This window comes from Borreliella californiensis (assembly GCF_014205885.1).
Taxonomy (GTDB): domain Bacteria; phylum Spirochaetota; class Spirochaetia; order Borreliales; family Borreliaceae; genus Borreliella; species Borreliella californiensis.
Map to the genome: position 1 here is coordinate 15,045 of NZ_JACHFB010000004.1, position 22,412 is coordinate 37,456.

Annotated in this window: 16 protein-coding genes and 4 pseudogenes; 6 read left to right on the forward strand and 14 right to left on the reverse strand. The window is 24.6% G+C overall.

The window, feature by feature from the left end; genetic code table 11:
- Positions 1 to 105: 105 nt before the first annotated feature.
- The 5 genes from HNP67_RS05145 to HNP67_RS05125 all read right to left on the reverse strand — a co-directional run bounded on the left by HNP67_RS05145 (position 106) and on the right by HNP67_RS05125 (position 2,054).
- Positions 106 to 399 (reverse strand): variable large family protein, encoded by a 294-nt coding sequence (locus HNP67_RS05145; RefSeq protein WP_272872307.1) that lies wholly within the window; start codon positions 397 to 399, stop codon positions 106 to 108.
- Entirely contained in the window at positions 362 to 598 is a 237-nt protein-coding gene (locus HNP67_RS07190) for a variable large family protein (protein WP_184125442.1), read from the reverse strand. The genes HNP67_RS05145 and HNP67_RS07190 overlap by 38 nt, the downstream gene beginning before the upstream one ends.
- Positions 523 to 891 (reverse strand): hypothetical protein, encoded by a 369-nt coding sequence (locus tag HNP67_RS05135; protein ID WP_184125420.1) that lies wholly within the window; start codon positions 889 to 891, stop codon positions 523 to 525. The genes HNP67_RS07190 and HNP67_RS05135 overlap by 76 nt, the downstream gene beginning before the upstream one ends.
- Positions 869 to 1,144, reverse strand: coding sequence for a hypothetical protein (locus HNP67_RS05130; RefSeq protein WP_184125422.1), 276 nt, complete (start codon positions 1,142 to 1,144; stop codon positions 869 to 871). Before HNP67_RS05130 ends, HNP67_RS05135 begins: the two co-directional genes overlap by 23 nt.
- A gap of 358 nt (positions 1,145 to 1,502) precedes the next feature.
- The gene (locus HNP67_RS05125) at positions 1,503 to 2,054 is read right to left on the reverse strand and encodes a P52 family lipoprotein (RefSeq protein WP_184125424.1); all 552 of its coding nucleotides are present in this window, start codon (positions 2,052 to 2,054) and stop codon (positions 1,503 to 1,505) included.
- A gap of 941 nt (positions 2,055 to 2,995) precedes the next feature.
- Between HNP67_RS05125 and HNP67_RS07185 the strand changes: the two are divergent.
- Positions 2,996 to 3,506, forward strand: a pseudogene (locus HNP67_RS07185) (P13 family porin).
- A 674-nt stretch (positions 3,507 to 4,180) separates the two neighbouring features.
- Here HNP67_RS07185 and bdr read toward each other — a convergent pair.
- The 6 genes and pseudogenes from bdr to HNP67_RS06930 all read right to left on the reverse strand — a co-directional run.
- Positions 4,181 to 4,486 carry a Bdr family repetitive protein gene (gene bdr / locus HNP67_RS05115; RefSeq protein ID WP_184125426.1) on the reverse strand — a complete coding sequence of 102 codons (306 nt, stop codon included), beginning with the start codon at positions 4,484 to 4,486 and terminating at the stop codon, positions 4,181 to 4,183.
- A 181-nt stretch (positions 4,487 to 4,667) separates the two neighbouring features.
- Positions 4,668 to 5,288, reverse strand: coding sequence for a chromosome replication/partitioning protein (locus HNP67_RS05110; RefSeq protein ID WP_184125428.1), 621 nt, complete (start codon positions 5,286 to 5,288; stop codon positions 4,668 to 4,670).
- Between the two features lie 95 nt (positions 5,289 to 5,383).
- Positions 5,384 to 6,139: a ParA family protein gene (locus HNP67_RS05105; RefSeq protein WP_184125430.1), complete on the reverse strand. Its 756-nt coding sequence runs from the start codon at positions 6,137 to 6,139 to the stop codon at positions 5,384 to 5,386.
- On the reverse strand, positions 6,112 to 6,672 hold the full coding sequence (locus tag HNP67_RS05100; protein WP_184125432.1) for a DUF226 domain-containing protein: 561 nt from the start codon (positions 6,670 to 6,672) through the stop codon (positions 6,112 to 6,114). The genes HNP67_RS05105 and HNP67_RS05100 overlap by 28 nt, the downstream gene beginning before the upstream one ends.
- Positions 6,665 to 7,581, reverse strand: a pseudogene (locus HNP67_RS05095) (plasmid maintenance protein). The gene HNP67_RS05100 and the pseudogene HNP67_RS05095 overlap by 8 nt, the downstream one beginning before the upstream one ends.
- Positions 7,582 to 7,772: 191 nt before the next feature.
- Positions 7,773 to 8,242: pseudogene (locus HNP67_RS06930) on the reverse strand (transposase); the annotation flags it as partial.
- A gap of 50 nt (positions 8,243 to 8,292) precedes the next feature.
- On the opposite strand from HNP67_RS06930, the gene HNP67_RS06925 reads away from it, so the two are divergent.
- From HNP67_RS06925 to HNP67_RS05080, 3 genes are all read left to right on the forward strand, one after another.
- A complete protein-coding gene (locus HNP67_RS06925; RefSeq protein WP_184125434.1) occupies positions 8,293 to 8,502 on the forward strand; it encodes a hypothetical protein in 210 nt (69 codons plus the stop codon).
- Positions 8,503 to 8,513: 11 nt separating this feature from the next.
- Positions 8,514 to 8,831, forward strand: a complete 318-nt coding sequence (gene eppA, locus HNP67_RS06920) for an exported protein A EppA (RefSeq protein WP_336509678.1) — start codon at positions 8,514 to 8,516, stop codon at positions 8,829 to 8,831.
- Positions 8,832 to 8,904: 73 nt separating this feature from the next.
- Complete coding sequence (locus tag HNP67_RS05080; RefSeq protein ID WP_184125436.1) at positions 8,905 to 12,768, forward strand: class I SAM-dependent DNA methyltransferase; 3,864 nt, start codon at positions 8,905 to 8,907, stop codon at positions 12,766 to 12,768.
- Positions 12,769 to 13,430: 662 nt separating this feature from the next.
- On the opposite strand, the gene HNP67_RS05075 is transcribed toward HNP67_RS05080, so the two are convergent.
- Complete coding sequence (locus HNP67_RS05075) at positions 13,431 to 14,321, reverse strand: S2/P23 family protein (protein WP_184125438.1); 891 nt, start codon at positions 14,319 to 14,321, stop codon at positions 13,431 to 13,433.
- A gap of 380 nt (positions 14,322 to 14,701) precedes the next feature.
- On the opposite strand from HNP67_RS05075, the pseudogene HNP67_RS06915 reads away from it, so the two are divergent.
- A pseudogene (locus HNP67_RS06915) lies at positions 14,702 to 14,938 on the forward strand (chromosome replication/partitioning protein); the annotation flags it as partial.
- A 1,237-nt stretch (positions 14,939 to 16,175) separates the two neighbouring features.
- Here HNP67_RS06915 and HNP67_RS05065 read toward each other — a convergent pair.
- Together HNP67_RS05065 and HNP67_RS07180 are read right to left on the reverse strand one after the other, a co-directional pair.
- Complete coding sequence (locus tag HNP67_RS05065; RefSeq protein ID WP_184125440.1) at positions 16,176 to 17,018, reverse strand: CRASP family complement regulator-acquiring lipoprotein; 843 nt, start codon at positions 17,016 to 17,018, stop codon at positions 16,176 to 16,178.
- A 586-nt stretch (positions 17,019 to 17,604) separates the two neighbouring features.
- A complete protein-coding gene (locus HNP67_RS07180) occupies positions 17,605 to 17,763 on the reverse strand; it encodes a transposase (RefSeq protein WP_184125444.1) in 159 nt (52 codons plus the stop codon).
- A 133-nt stretch (positions 17,764 to 17,896) separates the two neighbouring features.
- Here HNP67_RS07180 and HNP67_RS05055 point away from each other — a divergent pair, with 133 nt between their 5' ends.
- Complete coding sequence (locus HNP67_RS05055) at positions 17,897 to 21,712, forward strand: Eco57I restriction-modification methylase domain-containing protein (RefSeq protein WP_184125441.1); 3,816 nt, start codon at positions 17,897 to 17,899, stop codon at positions 21,710 to 21,712.
- Positions 21,713 to 22,412: the final 700 nt, after the last annotated feature.

Consider the following 22,412-nt stretch of genomic DNA (forward strand, 5'->3'; position numbering starts at 1 on the left):
CCTTTCAAAATTAAATCAATCAAATTTCTTGTTAAGACCATCAAATTTACAATTTACTAAATTTATTACTTGACAAGTAATGAAAAATTTTCAAGAAAAAACAAATCATTGATATCCATATTCTTCTACATTTATTTCAAGCCGGAGTGGGCTTTTTCTTGCCCTATCTAGCAAATCTTCAATAATTTCACCAACAGCGTGTTTCAATATATTTGTCAATACTACCAAAGTTTTAGTAACTCCAATTTCAACAGCAGTTTTAACCGTGTCACTCTCTCCACTGCTAGCAACAGCAAACTGTCCATCTTTGGCCATTCCTCTCAAAATAATTGCTGTAGCAATAATTATTGGATTAGAAACATTAAAATGGCCAACCCCCATGTCCATAAACATCATCATTGCCACCAATAGCTGCCTCAATAGGGATGGAAGCAATATTAGGAGTTCTACCCTGCTCTCGTTCTGCGTCTAAACCATTCCTTTCAATAGCAAGCAATATCTCCTCCCCACTAACCGAATTAACTAAATCCTTTGCTTTACTCGCTGCACTGGCAGGATCATTCTCATCCTTACAATCATTGCGCTTTTCTTTTTTAATAAAAAAAAATTACCAATACAATCAACACTACCAACCTGTCTATGTTTTGCATTAAACTCCCTCTTATAATTGAAGAATATTTTATCATTAATACCAAAACTTCTTGCAACATGTAAAATCGTTGATATCCCCTTGACAAATCCCTTTACACTTGACGAATCAGCTATCTTAAGATTTCCTCCTGTCACAACTTTCCCAACTAAATCGCTCCCAATATCTGCCGCTTTAGCAGTCTCATCCGCACCATTAATAAAATCCATCAAATACCTATCAATAAATATTTTTTGCAGCATTAATGACAAGATAACCTGCCCCGTAATATTCAGAAAAATTAAAAGATATTTTTTTAAAACCTTCTTGAATTTTTCTAAACTCTTTAATTATCGTTTCAAAATAATTTCTAACTTCAGATTTTTTCAAGTCGACTGCGATTGCCTTCACACCCAAAGAATCACCAAAAGGGGAATAAATAAAGGCATCAGAAAAATCCTTGCCCAATGCTTCAATTGAATTTAACAATTGGGTTTTTATGACTTCATCGGGCACTGTGTTTTTACAAGCAATCAGAACAAACAACAGCAGAATAAATGCTAAACTTGTTACTTTTTTTATTATTAATCCTCATTTCTAATGATACAGAAAAATAATCATCAACCATAACGTAATACAAGACAAATCCATAATCAATCTATTGGGATATTTTCTTTTACTTATAAACTTATCTTTAGGTAATCTATATATCAACTTATACTGCTTTTTCCTTATTATTTGATAATGTAATTCATTTTTATCTAATTTAGGAGGAACAAATTGAAATTATTAAAAATATTTTTGTGAGTTTTTTTACTAATATACTAAAAATAAAAATTACCTTACAATTAAGAGCCTAAAATCATCTTTAAAGCTACTGTTCCACTACTTTCTTCACTTTAAAATATTGTTCATCAATAGTGGGCCTAGGCATAAAAACCTCCCCCCTCCCATCGTTATAATATTCATGTCTTCCTTCACCAGAATACTTAATACCTGGAGAATATAAATCCCTTACACATGAATAAAGCCAATAAACTCCGTGTTTAAATTTATTATTTTGCTCATTTTTTAACCTACTAAACAACTTAATCAGTTCTTTAGATCGCTCAGAGCCTAAATCTAAAAAGAATTTATTCAAATACACCTCATTATAGTCAGGCACTGGAGGTACATCGTGATAATTAGGATCTTTTAAACTAATTATAGTATTTTTTATATCGACTAACAAACGATGTTCAGCCGCATATAATCTTAAATTAGAAAATACACCTTCAGTAATAATCTCATCAGGCTCTTTATCATAACTTTCCATTTCCAAATTTTCAATCTCAAAAAAAGTTTGAACAGCTTGTTCCTGCTTATCAGGCAAATAACAACCCAATAAAGCTAATGTTATTATGCAAACGCCAACCAAAATCCCCATATATGCTTCTCCTCCATCTTACTGCTAAGGTAATCTATAAATATATAAGTTAACCCAAATACTATTTTACTAAACTCAAAAAGCTCTACTAAAATAGATTTTTCTAAAAAAACAAGCATATACCAATTTTATCTTTTCTCAAGAATTGTTAAATAACAAATCATTATATTGATTTATGAAAAATAAATATTTAAATAATCTCCTTATAAAATATATTTATAAATAAATATATACATAAAAATTAAATTATATGATTCTCACAAACTTAATGTTTATATTAAAAAATTATATAGATGTAATGGCGCTTGCTTTCAAGCATACTTATTGATTAGATTCTCAATTAATTGAAAAAGCTTTAAAGTAAACTTGCTTTAAAATACTATTCTTGGTATACCGCCATTTATTAATGCCTTATTTATATTCAACAAGCTTTCAAGTTTCATTAATTAACTAAAGAGATTTGCTCTTTTCTGTTTTAATTTCTTGGTTAAAAAAATCCCAAAGAGCATCTATGTATAACTGGTAGATAGTACTATTTCATAAAATAGTTTAAATAACCTCCTATATTTGTCCAGCTCATTTAAGAATCTTTTTTGTGCTTAAAATTATTAACTTGCCTTTCAATCTCGGGTTTGGCTTTTTAAAGGTCTTCTTTTGATTTTAATTAATCTTCATTTAGCTAAATCAGAACAATTACTAAAATCATTTTAGACTCAAACTTATATAAATCTAAGTAACTTTAAAACCTAATTTATCTTTAAACCCTTCAATATATTAAATATTAAAATTTGAGCTTCAAAACAAAAAATTATTAAGTGCTTACTTACAACTTAAAAAATTAATTTCTATAAAAATAGAATCTTTTTTTGATTACAACAAGCTAATATTAATTTATTATTAATTGCACGAATATTTTACTTATCAAAACTTATTATTAAGAGATAACAAAAAATATGATATTAATATTAATTTTTGGTTTGACAATTCAAATTTTTGCCACAAAAGATAAGCAAGATAGAATTGAAAAAGTATTGTAAGTTCTCTTCAATACGATAAATATATTAGAAAAAGAATAAATCCACTCGTACCGTTACTTTTAAATTCATTTTTGTTTTTAGGAATAGAATCCTTTATACAAGAAGATTATATTGGTAGTGACACAGTGCTTAGATCTTCAGTTATTGGAAAGGAATCCTTTGGCTAACTGGAAATATTATTGGTAATACTGCACAAAACGCAACAACAATAACCGGGATTCACACTAATAGGGATAGGAGCGGAGTGGACACGATTGCAGCATCCCACATAACCTCGCTTATTATTCCATTCAAAGGCACAAATAAGTATAATGAAAATCTTAAAAAAAGACTTGGCATTGATCTTGCAGGTTTTAAACCCAATTTTGATATTGGAATAAGCGGATTTAAACTGTCGTTTAAAAAAAGTTATTAAATAAATATAAAACAATAAATTCTACGAGCTAATAATAAATAGGCTTCGCCGAAAACTTTAAATTTTAAAAATGATCAACAAAACTTATTACCGGGTTTTTAAATTGACAATTAAGGTCGTATTAGTACGAAAACACAATCACTGATAATTGTATAAAAATTGTTTAAATTTTGAGAGTAATTACTTATATGCTTTGCTTTGTTTTTTTAAAATTTAAATCAGAATATTCTTTAAACACCTTTTTTTAAACAATCTTTATCGTTCAAAAAAATCTTGTCTAATAAATTCCCTATAAATTTTTTATTATCTCCTTTAATATCCTATTTAATTAGCTCAAAATTCAAAATTCTAGTCTTAATACTTTTTTAAAAGTATGGCACCAAAAAACCAAAATAAAAAATAATATAAAGAAAAACATATTTAAAATACTTATATTTTTTTCATAATTTTTTTATTTTAAGTAATTTTTAAAGCCCTTCCCATTTCCTTGATGTCAAAAATTCATAAAATATTTTCTCATTATATCAAAAAAAGTATTTACGGCTCACAAAACAAATATTTTATAACGCTTAAGATGCTTATTAATAACTTATTTATATAATTATCAATAAAAATATATTGATGCTATCTTTTTTAAAAAAAGATTATAGAAACAGCAGTTCGCTTTATTTATTTTACAATTTATTCAATACATAAAAGAATAGACTAACCAAAATGCCTATTGCATCTTGAGAAGCTAATGCAATTCCTATCATCCAATTATTAAGTTTTAATTTGCTATCGAATTCGATTTTTAAACTTTTAATTTCTCCTTTTACAATACTAATTTCATCTCTTACAAAACCTTGAAGCTCTAGTTTAACAATCTCTGAATCTTTTATTGTTATTTCATTATGATAAAATCTAGTAGCTAAATCACTTGCTAATATTTTATTCATGCCTAATCTAACAAGCTCATTATATAGATCATTTTCATTCATTTTGTCTCTAATATATACTTATTATACCCCTATCTATAGAAATTTAGAAATAGCAGTTCACTCGGACCTAGCAGGCACAAAAAAAGCCCTTATGGGCAAATATTTTACTACTGAAAACGGAGAGAGAAAAGTTCTCTAACCTAATTTAATAATAATATATTATACAATTATTATCAAGAGTTCACTTTTTTCTTTTATCTTTTCTATGATTTTCATAATCAATCATAAGATCTGACAAAATATTTTTTTTATCTTTAATCAGCCTCTCTAGAATAAAATAGATCCTTTTAGTATCTTTTTTGCAAAAATCATAAACTTCTTTGTCTTTCATTAAAATTCTAATGGGTATATTTGGGTTATCATCCTCTTTTTCTACATTTTCTTCAATCATATCTCCTTTATATACATATGAAGAGTTGTTTTTTAGTATATCTTTATATGTAGCTACAAAACCCATTTCTTTAACTTTTTCAATAGAAATAGCCCCTTCTAAAACTTTCTCATAAATTTTCAAATACATATATGCTTGGCTTCTGGCAATTACATAAGACTTTATAAACTGTTTAAAGCTTTTAAAACCATCATATTTATAAAGTTCTTTTTGCTTAATTTCATATAGAATTTTCATTCTTTGAATTTTATTATTAATATCGGATTTTAAATTTAATTTCAACTGTTCTTTCAATTCATTGTAATTTCTCAATTCTTCATCTTGATTGTTATCTAAATTTAATTCTTCGCCAGTAGAGATTTCTACCCTTTTATATAAAGTTACTTGCTTTTTATTTTCTTTTTTCCCCATTTATATCTCCTATTTTCAGGTAATTTTTGGCAAAATTACCTGTCCGATATCGAACAACTCTAGATAAGTAATATTATGGCTAACAAAAATGTTAACTATAAAGAAAAAATATTTTTTAAAGTATCTTTTATTTCTTTATGATACATTTCTTTTGCAGAGGGTTCTAATCGTCCATTTATAAGAACTTTTATGCTATTTGAAAAATGGACCTTGCCTTTAATATATTCTCTATATTCTTTATAAAGCAAATCCTCCACTTCTTTTATAGTATTTCTATTTTTTATAAACTGATTCTCCACAATAGAAATATTGTATATTTTCTTTCTAAACTTTGTAATATCATTAACTGCATTAATCAAAATGGTAAAACTTTCTATTGACCATATTTCCACCTGAACCGGAATTACAATATAATTCGTAACATTTAAGGCATTCTTTAAGAGAAAATCTAAACTAGGAGGAGTATCTAGTAAAACATAATCAAAATTATAATTTTGAATATTTTCATTTAAATGATGTTCTAAAATAATTTCTTTATAATCAATGGCTTCCGAATTAAATTTTCCTAAAATGGGATGAGAGGGAATTATAGAGATATAATCATTAATCTTGTAAATGCATTCATTAAAATGGAAATCTCCTTTTAACATACTGTAAACATTGTATTTTTCGATATTTGAAATATATCCATTAAAATAAGAAGTTAAAGAATTTTGTGGATCTAAATCAATTAATAGTACTTTTTTGCCTAATTCTTTTAATACATAAGAAAAAAGTATAGAAAGTGCACTTTTTCCAACTCCTCCCTTAATTGAAGCCATTGTTATAATATCTGATTTTTTAATATCCATTTTTTTAAAATTCCTCCATCTGGTAATTTTTTATTGTAAAACTTATATACTTTGCTTTCCATTTTTTCTAAATGATTTAGTGTAAACTGATAGTACTCGGTGGTTTCTTTTTCTTTTTTTCTCAACAAAGTTCTTAGAGGCAATATGTAAGACTTGATAGATCCTTTTTTAAACCTAAATTCTATGTGATATAGTTTTTTTATTGCATAAATTTTATTATCTTCTTTTTTAAGAAATAAAGGTTTTTCAAGACGATCCCATCCATATTTTATTCCTAAAAATTTATCATTTTTGTCTAATGCAAAAAGATTAAAAAAATAATAACCTTTATTATTAAATTTTTGAAAAACAAGCCTAAATCTTTGTTCTTTGTTGGTAACTCTGAAATTAATTAGATGTTTAAATATTTTTGTGTAGTATGTTTTTTTGCCGTCTATTTCTTCTATTTTACTAAAAGCATCTTTCTTAATTAAAATGTCACTAATCTTTATTGAAGCTTTTTTTTGTTTTAGTTTTTCAAGTAATCTACTCAAATTTTAATCCTTTTGTCAAAATGTTAGCTAAAATATTATTGGCTACTATGGCAGCATGTCCTGAAAAGCTAGTTGTTTTATTTTTCTTCCATTTAGTAGTGTATACATCTTTAAATTCTCCTGCAAGGATGTAGAAATCAGTTTTATAGGGTGCGGTTTTTCTCATAAAATGGATTTTATCTTTATAAAGATTTAGTTTAGATAAGAAAAATTCTTTAATATCTTCAATCATATAATCATATTTTAGATAATTTTTAAAATCTTTATAGTTTAATAAAGCATTTTTTAGTGTTGCAATTGGTTTTTTAGTGTTAGAAGCTATTGATTTAATTCTTTTAAAGAAAGGGTTTTCTATAGAATTCTTATTATATATATTTATATATCGTTTATTATATACAGTGATATTTTCAGTGATATTTTGAGGTTCAAAATATCCTTTTTCTTTTTTAAAAACATCTTTTTCTTCCTTTACTTTCTTAATTAAGTCTGCTTTAGTGCTACTAAAATATGCATCAATCAATTTATGTGCAATAGGGACACTTTATATATACAAAGCTTTCCTTTAAATTCTCCAAAGTTATTTGAAAATGTTAGTATTCTTTTTTCTAATGCTTTTAGTTTAACTAAAAACCTTAAATCTGGTCTTAGAGTATTAATTGTGGTTTCTTTTTTATTTTCTTTACATATATTTGAGTTTAGTACACGAAGTATATCTCCTTGATGATGAACCCCAAGTTCTTTTACTTTTTCGGAAGTAAAGTGTTCTTTATTGATTGAGGTACTGTATTTTCTTTCAAACTCTTTATTTAAGTAAATAATAACTGAAATAATTTTTTTCAGCCTACAAATTTTACTAAGTAGTTTGTTTTTATAGGCTTGGTGTTTGTGGTTAGATATAACTGATTTCATTTTTAATCTCCATTTCCAGTGTATTATTATTAATAATTTTATTATAACCAAAATATTTGATTAATTTCAACCCATGAACTATTTATTTTTAAATCAAAAATTATAGAAATAGCTTTTTGCTTTATCCTATAATAGCTTTTTAGATTCTACAAGAACGGGTAGCCCCCATAGCATGATCCACGAGCTTTACTTCAGGCTGTTCTTGCCTTAGTTTTTATTTTTTTATAATAATAAACCTTAAGATTTAGGGATGTATTTTTGATACCATAGTTGCTATATAGTTTACTTGATGAGGAATATCTATCTACTTTATATAAAGAGGATCCATGTCACTCTGATTTATATGATAATTGTATTACAATCGCATATCGTTCGTTCTAAATCATTAATACTTTCTTTAAACATCCTTTTTGCATGCCCTGAGTTGACAAGTTTTTTATTGCTATATTTTTATATTTAGCTACAAAGTAATAAGATAATTTATGTAAAAAATCTTTTCTTTGATTTGAAATTTTCTTATATGGCTTAGTAACTTTTAATCCAGATTAATTATATTAAAGAGCCTTTTTGTTTTTTTGATAGTTTCCTTTAGTTTATTTTTATTTTTTAGCAAATGTTTAGGATTATTGGTTTTCTCCCTTCCCCCGCTACTTGCTAAAAATTGTAAATAAAGAACTTTGATTTATTTTTTAATTTTAGAAGGGGATAATTATGAACAAAAAAATGTTTATTATTTATGTTGTTTTTGTACTGATAAATTATTGCAAGGATTTTTTACATCTTTATTACTTGGATAATTCCGAACAAGATGTTTCTAAAGAATTAATTAACAAAAGACTAGATAATTATGATTTTGAAAATGAAAATGAAAATGATATAAACTTTTTTTTGCCCATGCTTCACAAATTAGAGGGTGTTTAAGAAAAATTAGGATTAAAGAAAAAAGTATTTTAGATGCCCTTGATGTCATGGGTTGCCTCATAAAAAATAAATTAATAACTCTAATATTTATTAAGCTTAAGATAATAATTTGTCTTATAGCTGGTTATTCAGATCAAATTTTTGATTATTTAATACAATTAGACTTGTATAAAATTGATTTTGCTGAGAAATATGGAGAAAAAGCTAGCAATAGGTTTGAACAATTTTATTTTAGAAATAAAGTATTTATAGTTAAACAAATATTAAAACAAATTTTGGCCAACTTGTCTAAGATTAGTTTTTTAACTTTTAAAAAAAACCAATCTTAGGATATGCTGTGAGTATTAAGAAAAGCTAAAAAAGATTTATAAATAACATAAATGGTTTCTATAAGCATAAATAATGAAAAATAATAACATTATAAAAACAAATGATCCAAACATATCTCTTTATAAAGAACTATCAAAAGATTTTATAAAAAAAGAGAATATTAATAAACTAAAAGACCTTTTTATTCTTATAAAAAACAAACTTTCTTCAATAGACGACAATTCAACAGAAGCAAATATAGAGTCTTTATTAAGATCTATATTTGAAAAACTAAATTATTCAGTAGAACAACAAAAAGTCGGGCAAATAGAAGGAGTGGATTCCAGAGTAGATATACTACTTTTTGAAAATGATAAAGACAGAGTAGATTTTAATAATAAATTAGAAGAAGCTAAAAAAAATAATGAGCCTATTTTAGCCGAAGATATCTTACTTATAGTAGAAGTTAAGCGTCCATCATTTAGTTTTGACACTAAAAATAAAGTAAAAGAAGCAGAAGATCAGCTATATAGATATATAAATCAATATCAAAAACATTATGGGATACTTTCAAGTGGAAAGATATGGAGATTATATGACAAATCAAAAGTCCTTTATGGAGAAAAAAGATATATTGAATTTAATTTTTCTAAAATTAAAGAAAAAGAAGAATACAAAGAACAAGAATGGTTTATTTTATTCATCTACCTTATAAGAAAAGCAAGATATCTAAAGACAAGCAATATAATAGAGATTGAAAAAGAACAAATATCTAAAGAAAAAGAGATAATCCAAAAAACTCTAAGAGAGATGCTTTATGAGAGGCCCGATGACTCTATAGTATTTAAAATTGCAAAAAATATATATGACAAAGAATTAAAAGTATCAGGCAAAGAAATTACTCAGCATATTTTAGCTAGCATTCTTGAAGAATCAATTATTTTTATTTTAAGAATATTTTTTATTGCATATATTGAAGATAATGACATATTTAAGAAAATATTAAAAGAAAATAAGCTATACAGATCTTCTATATCTTTTAGGTATTTTTTTTATGATAAAAATACAAAAAAGAAATTAGGATATAAAAAAATAATAACAATTTTCAATTTACTTGATAAAGGAAGTGATGCAATAAAGTTTCCTGTATTTAATGGAGGGTTATTTTCAGAAGATAAGGTTAAATATTTAAATAATGAAAGTTTGCTCAGCATTAGTGAACTTGAAGAAATACTAGTTAAAATACTTTTCTTTGAAGAAAAAAATATCAAAGATAAAAAATTTGTAGAGTATTCAAGGTTAGATCCCAAAAGTTTTGGAGAATTATACGAAACCCTGCTTGAATATGACCTAAGAATTGCAGATACTACTGTTCATCGTATTATTGAAGACGGAGTTTATCTCATTCGTACCGAAGAAGAGCTTGCAAACAAGCAGGTAAACAAAGTTGCTACATACTATCAAGGCAATATTTATCTTACATCTAGATCGCTTGATAGAAAGAAAAGTGGGGCATATTACACCCCAGATGACCTAACTGATTTTATGGTTACATCTTCAATTGAAGAACAGCTTAAAACCAAGTCTCCTTTAGATATAAAAATCATTGACAACTCTTGTGGTTCGGGGCATTTTTTAATTTCTTGTCTAGATTACTTAACAGAAAAAGTATGGTACGAGCTAGATAAATTTGAAGATGTAAAAAAAGAACTCGATAAAGAATATAGAGCTATTCTAAAAGAAAGTGAAGAATATGATGTTCAAGATAGTATAAGTAAAGAATTAGTACTTAAAAGGATGTTACTAAAGAAGTGTATTTATGGTGTTGATATTAATCCTATTTCAGTTGAAATTACTATGTTAAGTTTGTGGATTAATACCTTTATTTTTGGAACACCACTAAGCTTTATTGAACATCATATAAAAGTAGGAAATGCCTTATTAGGATATGCCAAAGACGAATTTTTTAATATTGTAAAAAAGAAATTTGAGAGCGGATTTTCTTTGTTTAAAAAAAGAATTAAAGAAATTACAACTATTTTAGAAGATATCTATCAAAAAATTAAAGGTATTAATGATACTACTAAAGAAGATATAGAAAAATCTAAAAAGATATACAAAGAATATGAAGAAAGTAAAGATATAGATAATTTAAGAATAATATTTTCTTTAATTAAACTTTATTCATTGTCTTTTGATAAATCTTTAAATATGAAATTTAGCGATATTGTGTCTGTAATTAGGTTAATTGAAAATATTTTGAGCAATAAAATTTCTAGTGAAGATAAAGAAAAAATAGAAAAAATTAAAAAATTGAGTAGCTACTATAAATTTTTTCACTATGGAATTGAGTTTCCAGATATTCAGGAAGGATTTGATATTGTAATTGGAAATCCACCATGGGAGAAAACCAAGTTTAATGAAGCAGAGTTTTTCTCAAAGCATATTCCTAACTACAGAAAGCTAAGCATAAAAGAACAAAATAAAATAAAGCAAGAAATACTTAATAAAGATAATCATCCTTTGAGCATTGAATATAATGAAGAAAAAAACAGCATAAGTACTATTAACAATATTTATAAAAGTGATTTTAAAGACTTTACCAGTGGTGGTGATCCAAATCTTTTTAGATACTTTGTTACATTTAATTTAAACCTAATAAAAGAAAAAGGCAATTTAACTTATTTGGTTCCTTCAGCTATTTGGAATGAATCTAGTTCTAGAATACTAAGAAAACATATATTTGCTCACTATAAACTTAACTATATTTATCAATTTGAAAATAAAAAAAGATTTAAAGATGTGGATTCTCGTTTTAAATTTGTAATATTTCAACTTAGCAATATTAAAGAATCTACATCAAGCTTTAAGGTAAAATTCATGATTCAGAGTAGTGATAATATTTTAAAAGAAATAACTAGGGATTTAAAAGATAGTAAAGACGATGCTTATAAGGGAGTTGAATTAAATATAAATCAAATTAAAAAACTATCTCCTATACAAGAATCAATAATTGAATTTAAAGATAATGAAGAATTTAGCTTAATTAACAAAATGTTTAGCAAATTTAGTACTCTTGGTGAAGAATATGTTGATTTTAAAAAAGGCTTAGATCCAAGCATTAAGAATCGTAAATCTTTATTAAAAGAATATAATAATAGAAATCTTATATTTCTTTATTCTGGAGCTAATATCCATCAATTTAATTCAAGATTTTTTGAAGATAAAGATGCAAAAGAAAGCTCTAAATTGTTATGGATAGATAAAGAGGATTTGGAAAAGGTATTAACTAAAGATAACCAATATCAAACTGAAAGAGTATTTTATAGAGCAATTGCAAGCAACACAAATGAAAGAACCATGATTAGTACTTTATCTCCTGGAAATTGTTATTGTGTGAATTCAATGTATATAAATTATGAGAAAACACCAATATCACTTTATAAAAAATTATTTATTATATCTATTTTCAACTCATTTGTATTTGACTTTTTGTTAAGGAGATTTGTTGATTCAAATGTGCTAAAATCATGCCTTTATCAATGCCCAATGCCTCAACCCGAAGAAAAAGAAATTTTAAGTAATCCTTTATATTTAAATCTTGCAAAAAATACTTCTTTACTAATAGCCAAAAATGATCCCGAGAACTTTAAATATTTACTTTACTTAGAATATTTTGAGTTTGATAAAGAAAAAGTTAATAAAATACTAAATCTAAATGCGGAAGATGAATTTTTTAAAGAAAAAGAAAGTGAAAATAATTTTATTGTAGCTCGTCTTTATTCACTGACCAAAGAAGATTTTAGGATTTTACTTAATGACTTTGAGGTATTAAAAAATAAAAAAGGAGAAGTCTATATTTCGTCTTTAATAAAAGGATATGAGAATTATTTAAGAATAAATAAGCTTAACAATTCAAGTTTAGTTAATTACTATAAAGAGATTTTATTTACTTAATAAAATATATGTTTTTACTAAAAATATTACTATAAAATTATGAAAAAGTTATTTTTAGCGAAGTTGTTCTTAAAGGAAGCAGTAGATAAACTAAAAAACTTTTAAAAATAGAAGAAAATAATGTTTATATATTTTAAAATGCAGAAATGTATCATTTTAGTTGTTTTTTAAAGCCAAAGAAGATTATTAGAAATAAAGAGTTTGTAATCCATATAGAAAGTCATATAGAAGTATGTATTAGTGACATTTCGTAATTTTTTTTGCGATGCGTATATGGGGCCAAAGAAGATTATTTAGTAAAAATTATTGGTAATTTATAAAAAGAGTTTTTATAGTTTTTTATATTAATTAACTAGAAATATATTTTTTTTAAAAAGCATCTTTTTTATAACATGTTTTAATAATATCTTCTTGATTTTTTTATATTAATAAATCAATTAAGTATTATTTAGGACAATATATACTAAATACTCCACATTTTATAACTTTAGAAGTTATCTCTTCTTTTTTAGAATTTTCAAGTTGTCCTTTAATTTCTTTTAAATAACTTTTTAATCTTTCTAAATTATTCCCAATATCACTAACTTCTACAGTATTTTATTTTCGTTATCATCTTTTATTTTGCTTCTTGAAGTGCTTCTAGTATTTTCTAAGAAATAAATCTATTTATTAAAAATTTCACTAGGGTATTTATTATTCATCAAATCAATAGGAAGCTTTAATTTTTCTTTTGATAAATCTGGATACTTGGCAAATATTAGCTTAACAACATCATTAAATAGCTTTAGATCTAATACAATTTCATGGGTTTTATCCTCACTAGTTTGCCTATCTTTTATAGTAAGATAGGCAAGTATATAATTACATTTACTCTTTTTTATAAAAAGAGTAAAAAAATCTGTTAAAGCATCATTAAAAACCCCAAAATTATATGAATTAATATATCCAGCCTCTCTTGAAACTTCTTTCAAAGTAATTTTAGCAAAACCATCAGTTCTATATTTCTCAAAATCAAAATTCACTCCTTCAAAAATTAACTTTAGATTTTTAACTTCATATCTTTTTTCAAACTCTTTGGTTGACTCAAATGCTATTATTTTAGCTATTGGAACCTTTATACCCATTATTTTATAGTTATCATCATTGATATGATAAGTGTAGCCACTAAACAATGACCAAGAAAAAGTTTTAAGTCGAATGGGCGAAAAAATATACGAATATTTAAGCCCTTTAAGATCTTCAATTAAATTATTATATCTGTCTTTTATAGCCCTTAAATTATTAGGTTTTATCCATGTAACACTTTTTGCGAATAGTCCACCCTGAACTTCTCCTTCTTTTATTTCGCTTGACCCAAATTCTTCATTAATACAGGAAATATTTTTAATATCTTCTTCATTATCTTCTTTAATATCTTTTTCATTATTCTCTTCACTTAGCTCAAAGTCCAAACCTTCAGTTTTGATGTTTTTTAAAGAATTTGATCCTACAACACAAGAATAAAAAAATGATATAATGAAAAATATATTCAAAATACTTATACTCTTTTTCATAAAATTCTTCTTGTTTTAATTAATTTCTAAAGCATTACTCCATTAATTTAATATTAAAAATTCATAAAACATTTTTTTATTATACCCAGAAGAGAGTTGGCTAAAAAAAATGAACTACTTATTCTATAATCTTTAATTTAGAAATAGTAGCTCATCTAAGTAATTTTACTAGTATTAAAATGAAAAATTAATCATATATTTATTATTTCTATTTTTAGGTTAAAAATATTTACAAATATTTATACTTAAAGCTTGATTTTTTGCCAAAAACGAATCTTGGTTTTATTCAATAACTAGGAAGAAACTTTTTAATAAACTCGATTAAGAATAGAATAATTTTTGACACCTTGGGTGTCAAAAATTAAAAAAATATATTTTTAAATACTAATCAGGATAAAAATCTAGTAATCTAAAGCGAATTAAAAGAACAATTAAAATTAAAGTTATAAGATGCTATTAATAATAAAGTTAAAGAAAAAGACCTTTATAAATATGATGGTTTCAAAAGTTTTGAACAGTTTATAAAATCTTTTGTAGTAGTAAAAACTCAGGCCTATATGTATTTAAAAGTTTATGAAAAAGTTTTAAAAAGTGCTATTTCTATTGATAATATTAAATAAATAGCATTTATCAACTTTTATCAATATTTACAAAAAAATGATTTTATTGATATCCATAAAGCTACGCAAGAAAAAATAATTTAAATGGTGTAAAGATTTAAAAAAAACAAGTTAAAGGATTTCTATATACAAAGGATAAGATAAAAGAAGAAGAGTGGCCTGGAGTTTTTGGAAAATTTGGATCAGGAATTTATCTAAAAATAGGAATTAATGTAAGCTTTATGGACATCTATAAGGGCAAGTTGAAGATCTAATAAAATTAAAAGAGATTGATAAAAAATCAAGAATTAGAGGATAAAATAGAGAAAATGATCCCAAACCTCTCTTTTAGAATATATTCTAAGTATGAAAAAGAAATAAAAGAATTTAAGAAAAAACTTAAAAGATAGATAATGGCGACAAGGCAATAAGCCAAGGGCAAGTTGCAGCCAAAGTGTTTATTTTTTAGAAGATACACTCAGCTCTAGGCTTCTTTCTATCAATTCTTTTATTGTCCTTATTATATTTGAAGAAAAACTAGCAAGCTTTTCTGTATTTTAAATTTGCTGAGGTACAACACTAAAAAATTCCTAAAAACGCCTATAACATTATTTATTTTAGTATTATTAATAATAAGTTTTAGTTTTTCAAGACCAGATTTAAATAAGGTTTGTTAATTTTCTTAATTTCAATATAGCCTGCTTTTATTTGTTTTAAATACATAATCATGTGATTCAGTCTCCTATTTTTATTTCACTTTGACTCATGTTGATTACTAATACTTTAATTTTGATTAATTTTATTAAAGTCATTAAGTAGATTTTTAAATTTAGTTCTATTGGTATGCTTAGTTTTTACATCTTGTGAGGGTTTTTCAAGATTATCTATATTTTTTTAAATAAAGAGCCCATCTTTAAAGAATATATCATTAATAATATTAAATCTATTGAATTAATATTATTAAATTAAAGATTGTAGAAATAGCAGTTTGATTATTACTAGAATTTAATCATAATATTGGCTTTTAAATTTATTAACAATCTAAAATAGCATCTTCAAGGCATCTTATTTCTGCTAGAAGGGAGTTTCTATAAACATCATAAAGGAGCATATTTATAAAACTAATAAATCAATTTGACAAAGCTTGTTTCCACCTAAAGTTTATGTAAATTATAGATGGAAAATTCTTTGTAATCTTTAGTTAAAATATTAAGTCTGCCTTTTGTTGAAGATAGTTTTTTGCATTATAACAATTTCAATACATAACCTTTAAGGTATGTATTGAAAATATGTCGCTTTTTATCTTTTCTGATTCTTCCCTTTTTTTTATAAGTTGTTTGTAAAGTTCAATTACATGAGATTTGAGCTTAGTGGAATTTGTTTTTATAAAATTTTTATTATTTTGATAATCTAATAAAAGTTGGTTTAACATTTCTGAAACGATTGTTTTTGTAGATAATAATTCCTCAAATGAATTTTTAAGCTTCTCTAAGTCTAAAGTGTCTAGTTTATCTATAGTGTTTTTTTTGGAATATAGATAAACAATCACGTCGTCAATAGCACTTCCAAATCCGTTAAAGATACTAAATAGGCTTTGTGTTTGTTCTGATAATATTATAATTTCTGAAAGTTCCTTTAATTTATTAGTGTCAATAGCATTTAAGGTGGCATAAATATATTTTCTATATTTTTTAGATTTCTCGCTATTATTGGCTATCTTTTCACCTGATAAATTTTCCATCCAAACTAATTTTTTGAAAGCCAATATTCCATATTGGTCTGAAGGTTCTTTTTCTAATTTTTTTACATATTTTTCTCTATCTATATTAGCTATTTCTATTAAATTTCTTAGATCGTCAATCGGTGTGTTTTTTATTCTTTTATTAGGGACTTCTTCTTGATTTAGATTTACTTCTTGATTTAGATTTACTTCTTGATTTAGGTTTACTGCTGTTTTAGTTTCTAATCCCTCTTTATTGGATTTTAGTTTTTTTTTATTAGATTGATCCTTCATATCTTTTTGATTGGTGTTAAAATCTGGATTGCAAGCATTTAAAAATAAAAAAACAAATATGCTTACAATTATATTATATTTCACAAATATTCTCCTTATTTATAATCTTACATTTAATATAATAAAATAATCAATATAAGATTATAATATAATTATATTACAATCTTATATTGATTATTTTAGTATTCATAATAATATTTTCATTACCAGAAGTTTTATATTATTTTGAGCTTTTTTAAAAAATTTATTTTGATATAAATTTAATTAAATTTGTTTATTTTAATAATAGTATGTGTTATTTGTGAATAGATTTTAATAATTATTGTGTTAAAGATTTAAAAACTTTGAAATTGTAAATAATTTGTAGAGTATTTTAAGGTATTATCGAATGGTTCTGTGAAGTTATTCTAATGAAAGTATTTAAACAAATAAACCGAAAGGTAACTACCATGTTGATGTAATATGAATTTATTTGTAGATTTAGTATCTATGGTCGTTGTTTAGTATAGATCTATTGAAAAATAAGTGAATTCTAGTTTTTAAAAGGTATAGCAACATTAAAATGATCAAATAATCCACCCAGGTGCTTTATTAAAGATCTTGAAGGACGGTCATCTTTAGTACATTTTTAGTAAATAAAAGGGAATAATTTCTGGACTAAATAAGGTTTTTAGCAATACTTGTCTAAATAAGTAAAATATTTTTTTGTTATAAATCTTAAAGTTACTGTTTTTAGAGTATTAATAAATTTAGAAGGGTGTATATCGGGAGCAAATTCTAGTAATAAATGAATATGATCTTTATCATTGTTGAATTTATTGAAAGTTATTTTGTCAACCGATTTATCTAGAAATTAAGTTTTTAATTAAAAACTTAATTTTTTTAGAATATATTGTTAGTATTAATAATATATGGAAAAGATTTGTAAACAATGTAAATGGATTTTTTATAAAGCATAGATAATGAAAACTAATGATATCGTAAAAACAAACAATCCTAATGTATCTCTTTATAAACAATTATCAAAGGACTTTATTAAAAGGGAAAATACTAATAAACTAAAAGACCTTTTTATTCTTATAAAAAACAAACTTTCTTCAATAGACGACAATTCAACAGAAGCAAATATAGAGTCTTTGCTAAAGTCTATATTTGAAGAGCTAAATTATTCAGTAGAACAACAAAAAGCTGGGCAAATAGAAGGAGTAGAGTCTAGAATAGATATACTACTTTTTGAAAATGATAAAGACAAAGTAGATTTTAATAATAAAGTAAAAGAAGCTAAAAAAAATAATGAACCCATTCCTGTTGAAAATATCTTGCTTATAGCAGAAATTAAGCGTCCAGCATTTAGTTTTTATACTAAAGATAAAGTAAAAGAAGCAGAAGATCAGCTATATAGATATCTAAATCAATATCAAAAACATTATGGAATACTTTCTAATGGAAAGGTATGGAGATTGTATGACAAATCAAAAGTACTTTATGGAGAAAAAAGATATATTGAGTTTAATTTTTCTAAAATTGAAGAAAAAGAAGAATATAAGGAACAAGAATGGTTTGTTTTATTCATCTACCTTATAAGAAAAGAAAGATTCTTAAAAAAAAGTAACATAATAGAAGTTGAAAAAGAACAAATAAACAAAGAAAAAGAGATAATTCAAAAAACCTTAAGAGAGATACTTTATGAGAGACCCGACGATTCTATAGTATTTAAAATTGCAAAAAATATATATGACAAAGAATTTAAAGTGTCAGGCAAAGAAATTACCGGGCATATTTTAGCTAGCATACTTGAAGAGTCAATTATTTTTATTTTAAGAATATTTTTTATTGCATATATTGAAGATAATGAAATTTTTAAGAAAATTTTAGAAGAAAACAAGTTATACAGATCTTCTATATCTTTTAGGTATTTTTTTTATGATGAAAATACAAAAAAGAAATTAGGATATAAAAAAATAATAACAATTTTCAATTTACTTGATAAAGGAAGTGATGCAATAAAGTTTCCTATATTTAATGGAGGGTTGTTTTCAGAAGATAAGGTTAAATATTTAAATAATGAAAGTTTGCTTAGCATTAGTGAACTTGAAGAAATACTAGTTAAAATACTTTTCTTTGAAGAAAAAAACATTAAAGATGAAAAATTTGTAGAGTATTCAAGGTTAGATCCCAAAAGTTTTGGAGAATTATATGAAACTCTACTTGAATATGACCTTAGAATTGCAGATACTACCGTTCATCGTATTATTGAAGACGGAGTTTATCTCATTCGTACCGAAGAAGAGCTTGTAAACAAAAAAGCAAACAAAGTTGCTACATACTATAAAGGCAATATTTATCTTACATCTAGATCACTTGATAGAAAAAAGAGTGGAGCATATTATACCCCAGATGATTTAACTGATTTTATGGTTATATCATCAATTGAAGAGCAGCTTAAAACCAAATCTCCTTTAGATATAAAAATTATTGACAATTCTTGTGGATCAGGGCATTTTTTGATTTCTTGTCTAGATTACTTAACAGAAAAAGTATGGCACGAGCTAGATAAATTTGAAGATGTAAGAAAAGAGCTTGATAAAGAATATAGAGCTATTTTGAAAGAAAGTGAAGAGTATGGTGTTCAGGATAGTATAAGTAAAGAATTAGTACTTAAAAGGATGTTGCTAAAGAAGTGTATTTATGGTGTTGATATTAATCCTATTTCGGTTGAAATTACTATGCTAAGTTTATGGATTAATACCTTTGTTTTTGGAACACCACTAAGCTTTATTGAACATCACATAAAAGTAGGAAATGCTCTCTTGGGATATACCAAAGATGAATTTTTTGATATTACAAAAAAGAAATTTGAAAGTGGATTTTCTTTATTTAGGAAAAGAATTAAAGAAATTACAACTATTTTAGAAGATAACTATCAAAAAATTAAAGGGATTAACGATACTACTAAAGAAGATATAGAAAAATCTAAAAAGATATACAAAGAATATGAAGAAAGTGAATATATAGATAATTTAAAAATAATATTTTCTTTAATCAAACTTTATTCATTATCTTTTGACAAATCTTTGAATATAGAATTTAGTGATATTACAGATGTAATTAGTTTAATTGAAAATATTTTGGGCAGTAAGACTTCTAGTGAAGATAAAGAGAAAATGGAGAAAATTAGGAAATTAAGTAGCTACTATAAATTTTTTCACTATGGAATTGAGTTTCCAGATATTCAGAAAGGCTTTGATATTGTAATTGGAAATCCACCATGGGAGAAAACCAAGTTTAATGAAGCAGAGTTTTTCTCAAAACATATTCCCGGCTATAGGAAATTAAGCATAAAAGAACAAAATGAAATAAAGCAAGAAATACTTAATAAAGATAATCATCCTTTGAGCATTGAATATAATGAAGAAAAAAACAGCATAAGTACTATTAACAATATTTATAAAAGTGATTTTAAAAACTTTACCAGTGGTGGTGATCCAAATCTTTTTAGATACTTTGTTACATTTAATTTAAAACTAATAAAAGAAAAAGGCAATTTAACTTATTTGGTTCCTTCAAGTCTTTGGAGTGAATTTAGCTCAAAAACATTAAGAAAGCATATATTTGCTAACTATAGACTTAATTATATTTATCAATTTGAAAATAAAAAAAGATTTAAAGATGTGGATTCTCGTTTTAAATTTGTAATATTTCAACTTAGCAATACTAAAACCCCCACATCAAGCTTTAAGGCAAAATTCATGATTCAAAACGATGATAATATTATTAAAGAAATAACTGGTGATTTAAAAGATAATAAATACGATCCTTATAGAGGAATTGAGTTAAGTATAGATCAAATTAAAGAACTATCTCCTATACAAGAATCAATAATTGAATTTAAAGATAATGAAGAATTTAGCTTAATTAACAAAATATTTAGTCAATTTAGTACTCTGAGTGAAGAGTATATTGATTTTAAACAAGGACTAAATTTAACAATTTATAAAGCATTCTATAAAGAATATAATAATGAAAACTTTATATTTCTTTATTCTGGAGCTAATATTTATCAGTTTAATTCAAGATTTTTTGAAGATAAAGATGCAAAAGAAAGCTCTAAATTGTTATGGATATATAAAGAAGATTTAGAAAACATATTAACCAAAGACGAGCAGTATCAATCTGAAAGAATATTATATAGAGATATTGCAAGAAATACAGACATAAGAACTATGATTAGTACACTTTCTCCTAAAAATTGTTATTGTGTGAATTCAATGTATATAAATTGTGAGAAAACACCAATATCCATTTATAAAAAATTATTTATTATATCGATTTTTAATTCATTTGTATTTGATTTTATGATTAGAAGATTTGTTAATATACATGTTCAAAAATCATGTTTATATCAATGTTCAATACCTCAACCCGAAGAAAAAGAAATTTTAAGCAATTCTTTATATTTAAATCTTATAAAAAACACTTCTCTATTGATAGTTAAAAATGATCCCGAGAACTTTAAATATTTACTTTATTTAGAACATTTTGAGTTTAATAAAGAAAAAGTTGATAAAATACTAAATTTAAATGTGGAAGATGAATTTTTTAAAGAAAAAGAAAATGAAAATAACTTTATTGTAGCCAGTCTTTACTCATTAACCAAAGAAGATTTTATCACATTGCTTAGAGATTTTAAGGTATTGAAAAACAAAAAAGGGGAAGAGTATATTTCTTCTTTAATAAAAGGATATGAGAATTATTTACTAAATAATAAAATTTTTTAGCATAAATAAGTTAATACAAAAAATAAAAAATAAGATTTAAATTTGAGAAATTATTTAGAAAAATAAAAGAATTAAGGTATTGCTTAAGATTTTTAAAATAAGATAATTTGGATAAAAAGAGTGTTGTAATATTTAAACCAATTAGAATAAATTCAAATGAATTTATTCTAAAAAAAATTTTCTGTTTGGCAGGGTTGCTTTTTTAAAAAAAGTTGCATACTAACATATTAGTATATGTATTTATTTTTTAGAAAAGTCAAAAAAAATTTTAGTTTGAGATTTTCAGGTTAAAGTTTACTATTTTTGAAAAATACAAGTTAAAAATTTCAATTTTTGTATTAAAATTTAGGATTTTTGAGTTAAATGTTGAGTTATTAGAGTTATTTAGAGTCAGTCCAAAATGTATTTGTACTATTAAAAAATTAAATATTTAATTTTTTAATAGTACAAATACATTTTGGACTGACTCTAAATAACTCTAATAACTCAACATTTAACTCAAAAATCCTAAATTTTAATACAAAAATTGAAATTTTTAACTTGTATTTTTCAAAAATAGTAAACTTTAACCTGAAAATCTCAAACTAAAATTTTTTTTGACTTTTCTAAAAAATAAATACATATACTAATATGTTAGTATGCAACTTTTTTTAAAAAAGCAACCCTGCCAAACAGAAAATTTTTTTTAGAATAAATTCAT

Excerpts from the sequence above, each read along its gene's own strand:
- HNP67_RS05145 (WP_272872307.1), bottom strand. The coding sequence starts at position 399 with ATGATGATGTTTATGGACATGGGGGTTGGCCATTTTAATGTTTCTAAT.
- HNP67_RS05135 (WP_184125420.1), bottom strand. The coding sequence starts at position 891 with ATGCTGCAAAAAATATTTATTGATAGGTATTTGATGGATTTTATTAAT.
- HNP67_RS05125 (WP_184125424.1), bottom strand. The coding sequence starts at position 2,054 with ATGGGGATTTTGGTTGGCGTTTGCATAATAACATTAGCTTTATTGGGT.
- bdr (WP_184125426.1), bottom strand. The coding sequence starts at position 4,486 with ATGAATGAAAATGATCTATATAATGAGCTTGTTAGATTAGGCATGAAT.
- HNP67_RS05110 (WP_184125428.1), bottom strand. The coding sequence starts at position 5,288 with ATGGGGAAAAAAGAAAATAAAAAGCAAGTAACTTTATATAAAAGGGTA.
- HNP67_RS05105 (WP_184125430.1), bottom strand. The coding sequence starts at position 6,139 with ATGGATATTAAAAAATCAGATATTATAACAATGGCTTCAATTAAGGGA.
- HNP67_RS06925 (WP_184125434.1), top strand. The coding sequence starts at position 8,293 with ATGAACAAAAAAATGTTTATTATTTATGTTGTTTTTGTACTGATAAAT.
- HNP67_RS05080 (WP_184125436.1), top strand. The coding sequence starts at position 8,905 with ATGAAAAATAATAACATTATAAAAACAAATGATCCAAACATATCTCTT.
- HNP67_RS05075 (WP_184125438.1), bottom strand. The coding sequence starts at position 14,321 with ATGAAAAAGAGTATAAGTATTTTGAATATATTTTTCATTATATCATTT.
- HNP67_RS05055 (WP_184125441.1), top strand. The coding sequence starts at position 17,897 with ATGAAAACTAATGATATCGTAAAAACAAACAATCCTAATGTATCTCTT.